Here is a 917-nt window from a genome sequence, read left to right on the forward strand (position 1 = left end):
CCTACCGCAAGAATGCGGCGTTCATCGTCAACGATCAGACCCTTGCAAGCATTCGCAAGCTCAAAGACGCGAACGGTGCGTATTTCTGGCAACCTTCCTACCAGATGGGCGAACCTGATCGTCTGCTCGGCTATCCCGTCTACTCCTCGGCGTATATGCCCGCTGTCGCGGCGGGCAAGACCGTCATCGCATTCGGTGACTACTCTTACTACAACATCGGCGACCGTGGCACGCGCTCTTTGCAGGAACTCAAGGAGCTCTTCGCGGGCAACGGCATGGTCGGGTACGTGATGAAGGAGCGCGTGGACGGAAAGCTCGTTCTTGAGGAAGCCGTGCAGACGCTTAAGATGAAGGGCTGATGTATGGAATCCCTGATAAATTCAGCAACAATTTGACGGGATTTCGTTTTGCGGCAAAGAGGGGAGGTGGTTCTATGCTTGTGCCGCTTGCAGCAGTCAAGCAGTATCTGCGGATTGACGGGGATGAGGAGGACGATCTCCTCACGCACTTTACGGAAACGGCAGAACAAATCTGTACAGCGTTACTGCGCGTGAAGAAGCTGTCCAAGGTCGAAGATCAGGCAATTGTGCGCGTTGCAATTCTCTATGCCGTGTCCTATCTCTACGAACACCGAGAGGAAGCGGATCACAGAGGGCTTGCCTTGACACTGCGCTCGCTCCTCTTTGGTGTGCGGAAGGAGGGCTTTTAGGTGCAGGTGTCTATGAGCGAACTGCGTCACCGAATCACTATTCTGCGTCCCGTCACAGATACGGACGATGAGGGGAATATCCTCGTGCAAACAACACAAGAAGTCGGTAAAGCGTGGGCGCTTGTTCTTCCGTTTGCGGCAAAAATCTCGGACGGATATGCGGAGAAGGTGCAAGAGGTGGATTACCGCATCGTCATTCGTTACCGTG

General features: G+C 54.3%; 3 protein-coding genes. All 3 read left to right on the plus strand.

Annotated elements, in window-relative coordinates; genetic code table 11:
• Positions 1-359, plus strand: a 359-nt coding sequence (locus HMPREF1992_RS00370; protein ID WP_021683813.1) for a phage major capsid protein, incomplete at its 5' end; no start/stop codon positions are given.
• Positions 360-433: 74 nt separating this feature from the next.
• On the plus strand, positions 434-709 hold the full coding sequence (locus tag HMPREF1992_RS00375; protein ID WP_006696265.1) for a head-tail connector protein: 276 nt from the start codon (positions 434-436) through the stop codon (positions 707-709).
• Positions 710-917: head-tail adaptor protein (locus HMPREF1992_RS00380; RefSeq protein ID WP_021683815.1), on the plus strand; the 208-nt coding region annotated here is incomplete at its 3' end.

This window comes from Selenomonas sp. oral taxon 892 str. F0426 (assembly GCF_000468035.1).
In the GTDB taxonomy this organism is placed as follows: Bacteria; Bacillota; Negativicutes; order Selenomonadales; family Selenomonadaceae; genus Centipeda.